A 7,888-nucleotide genomic window follows, 5' to 3' on the forward strand; every position below is an offset into this window, starting at 1 on the left:
CCCCGGCCGCGGGGCCGCCGGCGGTCGCAGGAGTCGCCGGAGTCGCGGCGGTCGCAGGAGTCGTCGCGGCAGTCGCAACAGCCGCGGCACTCGCAGAAGTCGCGGCAGTCGAAGGCCGGGCGAGCCCGACCGCGACCAGCAGCGTCAGGGCGACGGCCGCCAGCAGCGCGACGGCGGAGGGCCGGGCCCCGCCGGGGCAGGGGGCGGTGCGTGCGGGGTGGTGCATGCCCGGCCCCCTCTCGTCGTGGTGTGCGGGTGCCGGCCGGGTCCCGCGGTGCTGTCCGGGAGCGGGAGGCTGCCGGCGGGGATCGGCCGGGAGGTCGGTCAGGGTTCGATCAGGCCGACGCGGATGGCGTAGCGGGTGAGTTCCAGGCGGTCGCGCAGACCGAGCTTCTGCAGCAGATTGGCGCGGTGCCGCTGGACCGTCTTGATGCTGATGAACAACAGCTCCGCGATCTCCTTCGACGAGTGCCCCTCCGCCACCAGCTTCAGGACCTCCTCCTCGCGGGGGGTGAGGACCTGGTCGGGGGCCTCCTCGCCGTGCCGTGCCCGCTCCAGGTAGTTGCGGATCAGCGCGGTGACCGCGCCGGGGTACAGGAACGGCTCGTCCCGCATCGCGGCCCGGCACGCGGCGACGAGGTCCCGGTCGGCGACCGACTTCAGCACGTACCCGCTCGCGCCGGCCTTCAGGGCCTGGAAGAAGTACTGCTCGTTGTCGTGCATGGTGAGCATCAGGATCCGTAGCCCCGGCTTGAGGGCGGCCAGTTCCCGGGCGGCCTGCAAGCCGGTCATGCGCGGCATGGCGATGTCCAGCACGGCCAGGTCGACGTCCCGGGTACGGGCCAGCTCCACGGCCTCGGCACCGTCGCCGGCCTCGGCGACCACCTCGAGGTCCGGTTCCTGGTCGAGGATGAGCCGCACACCCCGGCGGACCAGGGCGTGGTCGTCGGCGAGGAGGATGCGGATCGTGCTCGGGGCAGCCCCCCGGGGCGGTGCGGTCGGGGACGTCGCGGTGTCGGGCATGGTCAGGGCTGCTTCCTCGGAGCGGGCGCGGTGAGCTGGACCCGGGTGCCGGTACGGGGTGCCGGGGTGATCTCCAGGCGTCCCCCTATCAGCAGGGCCCGCTCGCGCATCCCGCGGATACCGGCGCCTTCCCGGGGGGCCTCGATGCCGGAGCCGTCGTCGGTGACCGTCAGCACCACGCCGTCGTCGGTGCGACGCAGGGCGACCGTGACCCGCTGGGCGTCCGCGTGACGGGCGACGTTGGTCAGCGACTCCTGGGCGACGCGGTACAGGACCAGTTCGGTCTCCGGCGCGAGGGCGGGCAGGTCGGCGTCGAAGCGTCGGCTGACCTGCAACCCGGTGTGCGTGGCGAAGTCCTCGGTGAGCGACGTCAGCGCACTGACCAGACCCAGGTCGTCCAGCACACCGGGCCGTAGCCGGCGCACCAGGCGACGGACCTCGTCCAGGCTCTCCCGGGTGACCTCCTGCACCTCGTGCAGCTCTTCGCGCAGGGGGGCCGGAGCGTCGTCCGCGGCCCGCTTGAGTCCCAGCAGGATCGCGGTCATGGTCTGACCGACCTCGTCGTGCAACTCCTGGGCGATACGGCGGCGTTCGGCCTCCTGGGCCAGCAGGGCCCGGGCGCTGCTGGTGGCCCTCTCGTGTTCCAGGCGCTCCAGCATGGCGTTGAACGTGCGGATCACCTCGGCGACCTCGCGGCCTCCGGAGGCGGGCAGACGCTGGCCGGGGCGCAGCAGGTCCACGGTGGTCATCAGCTTGGTGAGCCGGTCGAGCGGGGCGAGGCCGATCCGCAGCAGCACGGCGTTGGCGACCAGCATCACGGCCAGACCGCCGACCAGGATGACCGCCTCGGTCAGCAGAACAGGCACGGAGACGGTCACCGGAGCCCACAGCAGCAGCGCGGTCGCCGTGCCGAGCACCACGGCGTTCAGGGCGAAGATCCGCCAGAACAAGGACACCGGCCCCACGCCTCTCCTTCTACAACCTCGCCCCACCTCCACTGCCGGCCATCGTGCGGCCCCGCCGCGTCCACGGTAGCGGGGCGCCCGGGTGCGCCTGGGGTCAGCCTCTCCCGTCCCGCGTGCCCCGTCGATGGGGCCCGGACCCCATTTCCCGGGGCGCGCACCACCCACGGCACCCGCGTATGGATCCCCTGCCCCCGCGTAAATGGGGCCCGCGCCCGATAGGTGTCCGCGCCCGGCCCGGCCATGGTGGAGGCACACGATCACCTCCGTGAGAAGCGCGCGGCCGGCCACGCCGCCGCGTCGTACGCCGCCGAGAAAGGGACTGACCATGTCGCTCGATGTCACCCGGGCCGAACCCCATCCGGACGAGGCCCGGCGGCACCTGGAGCATGCCCGCGCCTCCCGGCTGGCGCAGCTCCAAGCCCTCGACGAGACCGGGCCGAGCACGGACGCGTACCTGCTGTCCGAGCAGAGGACCGCCATGAGGCGGGTCCTGAAGGAGATCGAGGAAGCCTTCGGCCGCATCGACGACGGCACCTACGGCACCTGCCAGGACTGCGTCAAGCCCATCCCGGCGGAGCGGCTGGAGATCCTCCCCTACACCCGCTACTGCGTCGCCTGCCAGCGCCGCGCCACCTGACCCCCGCCCGCGACCTCCCGCCTCCCTGCCCCCGAAGGGGTGATGTGGTGAACCACCAGACCATCAGCCAGAGCACGGCCCACCTGTCGGCCGAGGACCTCGCCGCGCTGCGCCGGCACCTTCACGAGCAGCGCCAGTTCCGCCAGGAGCAACTGCTGCACCTCGCTGGGCCGGTCTCCTCACGCACCGAGGACCGGCTGCAGCGGGCCGCCGCGCAGATCGAGGTCCGCGTCAAGCTCGCGGCGACCGCCCGCATGGTCCTCGCTGACGTCGAGGCGGCCCTGGAACGCCTGGACGACGGGTCGTACGGCGCCTGCCACCTGTGCCGACGCCCCATCGACCGGCAACGGCTGATGATCGTGCCGCAGTGCCGGTACTGCGCCCGATGCCAGCGGGTCAAGGAGGCGATCCCATGACCGGCACCGACCGCCTGCGCACCACCGCCGCCCGGCACCGGCCCTGGCCGCTGTGCCGGCGCTGCTGCGGCATCGCCCTGGACATGGGCAGCGCCCGCACCCGCGCCTGGATCGCCGGCAAGGGGGTGGTCGTCGACGTGCCCACCGTGGCCTTCCCCGGCTCCGGCGCGGTGCGCCCCATCCAGCGCGGCACGATCATCGACACCGCGGAGTGCGCCCGCATGCTGCAGCGCCTGCTCGCCCACCGCCTGCCCCGGCTCACCCGACCCATGGTGATCGTGACCTCTCCCGTCCTGGACGGCGTGGCCTACCGCGCCCGGGCCCGCGCCGCGGTGGATGTGCTGGGGCCGCGCAGCGTGCTCACCGTGCCCAGTGCCCGGGCCGTCGCCGTGGCGGCCGGCGCGGACCTGTCCCGTCCGCTGATGGTGGTGGACATCGGCGCCCACCTCACCGAAGCGGTGCTGCTGAGCGGCGGCGACATCACCGACGCGCGCCGCACCGCCCTGGGGACCGGCGACCTGGACGATGCGGCCACGCCCGAGGACATCGCCGGGGCGGTGGCCTCGATGCTGACCGCGATGCTCCGCCAGGACGCCACCTCGCTCACCGCCGACGCCGTGCACCGCGGGGTCCTCCTGGCCGGTGGAGGCGCCTTGCGTCCCGAGATCACCCACCACCTCACCGAGCGGCTGCCCATGCCGCTGCGCGCGGTCCCGGCCCCGCACACCGCATCGGTGCGCGGCGCCGCCAAGCTCCTGCAGGCCGCCCACACCCACCCCTCCGTCTCCGGCCCTCTCCCGCCGGCTGTCCACCCCCACTAGAGACACACGGCCGGGGCCGCGCCCGCGCCCCCGGTTCGCGGCGCACCGCATCGGCATCCGCCGCGTCCACCGCGGAAAGGAGGACACCGTGCCCGGACGCGTACCGCCTCGCGTGGAGGCGTTCCCGGTCAGGGTCCTGCGTCTGCGGCGCAACCCCCTGTGCCGCCGCAGCGACCTGGTCCGGGCGTGGGTCGGCCTCGGCCTGCTGCTGGCCGCGCCGGCGGCCACCCCGGCCGCCCTGGTCCTCGCCGGCGACGCCGCCCACCGCCACTACACCCGCACCGCCCAGCAGCAGGCCGCCACCCGCCACCCCACGACCGCCATCCTCCTGGAGGACGCCCGGCGCCACCCCGAGCCCGGCTCGGCCGAAGCCAGGAAGACCCGCTACCCGGCCAAGGTCCGCTTCACCGACCCGCACGGGCACACCCGCACCGCCACCGCCGATGTCCGGCCCGCACTGCCCAGGGGCAGCGCCGTCCGCGTGTGGGTCGGCACCGACGGAACGGTCACCGACCCACCGCTGAGCCCCGGCGAGATCCGCAGCCGGGCCATGGGCTCGGCCATCCTCGCCACCCTCGGCGTCCACGCCACGGCGGCCGCCGCCTACGGCACCGTCAGCCGCGTCATCCAGCGCCGCAACCTGGCCGCGTGGGACACCGCCTGGGCCCGGACGGCACCCCGCTGGACCACATCGCCCTGACACCCGGCCCGGCAGGCGTGTCGGGTCTCCGCGCACTCGGCGCAGCCCGCCCGCATGGCCGGCGTCGGCGCGGGAAACCGGTGATCACATGTCGGCGACGCGAGAGGAGACCTCGTGCACAAGGGCAAGTGGATAACCGGGAGCGCGCGCAAGGAGCTGGCCGAAGCCTTCACCAAGGAGTACCGCGAGGGCCGGTCGATCCGCGCGATCGCCGAGGCCCATGGCCGGTCGTACGGCTTCGTGCACCGCGTGCTCACCGAAGCCGGCGTGCCCCTCAGGGCGCGGGGCGGCGATCCCCGCACCGGCGCCGCCCATCTGACGGGGTGACAGCGCGGCTGCCCGTCCCCGGCCGACGGAGGCTGGACCACCGGTTTCCGGGTAGCCGGACCCCGTGGGGCCCCGACGAGCACAGGGCACCCCTGGCGAAAGGAGTGTCATGTCAGGAGTTCTCCAACGGCTCAAGCAGTTCGCGAACAGTCCGCAGGGCCGGCGCACGATCGAACAGGTACGCCGTACCGCGGTCGATCCGCGCCGCCGGGCCCAGGCCCAGCGACTCCTCGGCAGGCTGCGCTCCCGCCGGTCGGGCATGTGACACGAGGGCCCCGGAGGCGGCCAGGTGGCGGTCGCGGCCGGGGCGGTCACGGCAGGCAGGACGGCGGCGCCCGGGTCAGGCGGTCGTCCCTTCCCGGTCCGAGGAGGGCCACACGTAGGGCAGATCGTCCGGGACGCCGGGGAACACGGGCCCGTACGTGTCCCGGTCCTTGCGGACGAGCGCGGACTGGTGGCTGCGGTGGAAGGCCTCGTCACCGAGCCACGGCGGAAGCTCCCCCGCGGCGGCGAGGGCGGGCTGGTCGCGCACGTGCGCGCCCGGACGGCCCGCGGCGTATCCGGCGATCAGGGACGCGGCGCAGCTGTCCTGGTGCCCCTGCTCGCGCCAGACCCGGCAGACCTCGAGTCCGTAGCGGACCAGGGCCTCCTCGTACCCGCTCCACATGCGCACGGCCGGGTGCCTGCGCCAGCCGTATCCGGGAACGGTCAGGCCGCGCAGGACCTGGAGCGCCTCGACCCGCTGCTTGCCCAGCCGGCGGCGGTCCAGGATCAGGGCGGAGCGCCGGAAGTCGGCATCGGGCAGGAAGGTCTGCATGGTCGCCGTCCTGGAGCGGTCGGGAAGTTCGGGTGGGCGGGGTCGCCCGGAGGATGTGCCGCCCAGCCCGCGGCCGGCCTGGCCACCGGGCCCGGCCTCCGGGCCGGCGGGGGACGCGGTCAGCCGTCCGCGGCCGGGGGGCGTGCCGTGCGGCCGGACTGTGCGAGGGCGCGGCGTGCCTCTCTCATCTCCGCCTCGTAGAGGTGGTCCCGGCCGTGGGCGAGCGCGTTGACCACGCTGCGTTCCAGCTCCTGGAAAGGCCGGTAGTAGGTGTCGTTGTAGGCCTCGATGATCTGGAACGTCCAGTGACCGGGGATGACGTCGCGGCCCAGGATCTCCACCTCGGCCTTCGCCGCCCACTCGGTGTGCCCGGCCTCGCGCAGCAGCCGTACCGCCCGTTCCAGTTCGAGGTCGGCGCCGCCGGTCAGCTGGTGGAAGCTGTACAGATGGCCGCGGGCGCGCTCGGTGGTCTCCAGTGCTTTCGACAGCGATCCGAGGGCCTCGACGGTCAGGTCGTCGACCCCGTCGGGGCGGCGGTGCCGGTGGTCGGGCCCGTCCTGGTACGCGTTCATGGCACTCCCTGGGTGCTGTGTCGCCCTGCGGTCCCCGCATCCCTTCCCGTCGCGCCGGTTGACCGTGTGCGGCGTGGACCGGACGTGTGACGGTCGTGGCGCCCGGTGCGGCCGTACGCTGCCCTCGACCACCATGTGCCGACGGGCGTTCACCGGGCGGCGAGGCCGGCGAGGCGCCGCAGCAGGGCGTTCCGGCCGTGCCGGGGAACCGTCCACAGGGTGACGCCCCGCACCCCCCACAGCTCCAGCAGGGCGTTCGCCGCCAGGAAGCCGGATGTCGCGGCCCGTTCCATCAGCGCCACGGGCAGGCCGGTGCGGACCAGATCACCGGCCACCACGAGACGGGGGTCCGGGGTGCGGACGGTCGGCCGGTCCCCGTGGCCCCCCACCGGGAACAGGGGGCAGTCGTCGCGCCATTCGTGGCGGGCGTCGACGATCGTGGCGCCGCGCGTCTCGGGGCAGACGCGGTGCAACTGGTCGATCAGGCGCTTCTCCTCGACGTCCCGGGCGGCGTCGGCCGGTACCGCGTAGGCGTGCAGTTCCACCACGGACCCGCCGGTGCGTGCCGCCCAGCGGGCCGCCTCGTCCTCCCAGCGCTCCAGGACACTGACGTTGTCCAGGGTCCCGAACCCGGCGGTGCCCAGGAATCCCGGTCGGCCGGGCGCCACGGGGCGGTCCAGCCACAGCCTGGTCACCAGGAACGGCGGGGCGTTGCGCAGCCGTGCGATCCGCTCCCGCCACGGCGCGTCGCCCAGCAGGTCCGAGCGGGCGACGAGACGGCGCAGGCCCGCGGTGTCCAGGGCGAGGACCACGGCGTCGTGGTACCGCTCGTCGCGGTCCGTGGTCACCTGATAGCCGCCGGTGTGCCTCGGGGCGACGTGTTCGACGGCGGTGGCGGTGCGCACCTCGGCGCCGTGCCGCCGCAGGTGACCGGCCAGTGGCTCCCACAGGGCGGCCGGGAAGGGCGCGCGGGGTACGTCGAACAGCAGGCCCTCGGCCGAACCGAGGAAGTAGATGTGGAACATCAGCGCCATCTCGGCCGCGGAGAGCTGCCGGGGGTCGGCGAAGAAGCTGCGCGAGAACACCTCGAAGGCGAGGTGGCGGGCGCTCTCGGGGAAGCGGACGGCGTCGAGGAACGCGTGGGCGCTGATGCGGTCGAGCCGGGCGTAGACGTCGGGGACGCGGACGTCGAGCAACGGCAGGGCCGCGACCGGGTCCATGCGCCGCAGGTCCCGCAGGGTGAAGGACGGGCTGAGCGCGGCGAAGCCGAGCGCGCTCCACGGCGGGGTGCGCGGGACGCGGCGGAAGCTGTCGCGCATGCCGCCGGCGTGCAGCAGCGGGTAGTCGGGCAGGGCGGTCAGCCGCCGCAGGCCGGGGTCGGTACGGCGGAGCAGCCCGCGCAGGTTGTAGTACTGGCGGAAGAAGGCGTGGAAGCCGCGGCTCATGGTCACCGGTGTGCCGTCGCGCAGGGTGGTCGGCCAGCCTCCGGCGCGCCCGCCGAGGTACGGCTGCCGCTCGTACACCGTCACGGCCACCCCTCGCTCGGCGAGCGCCGTGGCGGCGGCGAGACCGGCGATGCCGCCGCCGACGACGGCGACGGTGGGGCGGCC

General features: G+C 74.5%; 12 protein-coding genes. 6 read left to right on the forward strand and 6 right to left on the reverse strand.

Annotated features, from left to right (window positions below; genetic code table 11):
* The 3 genes from ABZV94_RS38635 to ABZV94_RS38645 form a co-directional block, all read right to left on the reverse strand.
* Positions 1 to 226 (reverse strand): hypothetical protein (locus tag ABZV94_RS38635; RefSeq protein WP_356349234.1); only part of this gene is annotated, 226 nt, incomplete at its 3' end.
* A 98-nt stretch (positions 227 to 324) separates the two neighbouring features.
* Positions 325 to 1,023, reverse strand: coding sequence for a response regulator transcription factor (locus ABZV94_RS38640; RefSeq protein WP_356349236.1), 699 nt, complete (start codon positions 1,021 to 1,023; stop codon positions 325 to 327).
* Between the two features lie 2 nt (positions 1,024 to 1,025).
* Complete coding sequence (locus tag ABZV94_RS38645) at positions 1,026 to 1,979, reverse strand: sensor histidine kinase (protein ID WP_356349258.1); 954 nt, start codon at positions 1,977 to 1,979, stop codon at positions 1,026 to 1,028.
* A gap of 334 nt (positions 1,980 to 2,313) precedes the next feature.
* Here ABZV94_RS38645 and ABZV94_RS38650 point away from each other — a divergent pair, with 334 nt between their 5' ends.
* From ABZV94_RS38650 to ABZV94_RS38675, 6 genes are all read left to right on the forward strand, one after another.
* The gene (locus ABZV94_RS38650) at positions 2,314 to 2,625 is read left to right on the forward strand and encodes a TraR/DksA C4-type zinc finger protein (protein ID WP_356349238.1); all 312 of its coding nucleotides are present in this window, start codon (positions 2,314 to 2,316) and stop codon (positions 2,623 to 2,625) included.
* Positions 2,626 to 2,669: 44 nt separating this feature from the next.
* Positions 2,670 to 3,041 carry a TraR/DksA C4-type zinc finger protein gene (locus ABZV94_RS38655; protein WP_356349240.1) on the forward strand — a complete coding sequence of 124 codons (372 nt, stop codon included), beginning with the start codon at positions 2,670 to 2,672 and terminating at the stop codon, positions 3,039 to 3,041.
* A complete protein-coding gene (locus tag ABZV94_RS38660) occupies positions 3,038 to 3,862 on the forward strand; it encodes a rod shape-determining protein (RefSeq protein ID WP_356349242.1) in 825 nt (274 codons plus the stop codon). Before ABZV94_RS38655 ends, ABZV94_RS38660 begins: the two co-directional genes overlap by 4 nt.
* An 88-nt stretch (positions 3,863 to 3,950) precedes the next feature.
* A complete protein-coding gene (locus tag ABZV94_RS38665) occupies positions 3,951 to 4,562 on the forward strand; it encodes a hypothetical protein (protein ID WP_356349244.1) in 612 nt (203 codons plus the stop codon).
* A 114-nt stretch (positions 4,563 to 4,676) separates the two neighbouring features.
* The gene (locus ABZV94_RS38670) at positions 4,677 to 4,889 is read left to right on the forward strand and encodes a helix-turn-helix domain-containing protein (RefSeq protein ID WP_356349246.1); all 213 of its coding nucleotides are present in this window, start codon (positions 4,677 to 4,679) and stop codon (positions 4,887 to 4,889) included.
* Positions 4,890 to 4,998: 109 nt separating this feature from the next.
* Complete coding sequence (locus ABZV94_RS38675) at positions 4,999 to 5,154, forward strand: hypothetical protein (RefSeq protein ID WP_356349249.1); 156 nt, start codon at positions 4,999 to 5,001, stop codon at positions 5,152 to 5,154.
* Between the two features lie 75 nt (positions 5,155 to 5,229).
* Here the strand turns inward: ABZV94_RS38675 and ABZV94_RS38680 are convergent, their stop codons facing one another.
* From ABZV94_RS38680 to ABZV94_RS38690, 3 genes are all read right to left on the reverse strand, one after another.
* Positions 5,230 to 5,706 carry an MSMEG_6728 family protein gene (locus tag ABZV94_RS38680; protein ID WP_356349251.1) on the reverse strand — a complete coding sequence of 159 codons (477 nt, stop codon included), beginning with the start codon at positions 5,704 to 5,706 and terminating at the stop codon, positions 5,230 to 5,232.
* Between the two features lie 119 nt (positions 5,707 to 5,825).
* Positions 5,826 to 6,278: a hypothetical protein gene (locus ABZV94_RS38685; RefSeq protein WP_356349254.1), complete on the reverse strand. Its 453-nt coding sequence runs from the start codon at positions 6,276 to 6,278 to the stop codon at positions 5,826 to 5,828.
* A gap of 149 nt (positions 6,279 to 6,427) precedes the next feature.
* A partial coding sequence (locus ABZV94_RS38690) for an FAD-dependent oxidoreductase (RefSeq protein ID WP_356349256.1) occupies positions 6,428 to 7,888 on the reverse strand: 1,461 nt, incomplete at its 5' end.

The sequence above is a fragment of the Streptomyces sp. NPDC004658 genome, assembly GCF_040609555.1.
Classification (GTDB): Bacteria; Actinomycetota; Actinomycetes; order Streptomycetales; family Streptomycetaceae; genus Streptomyces.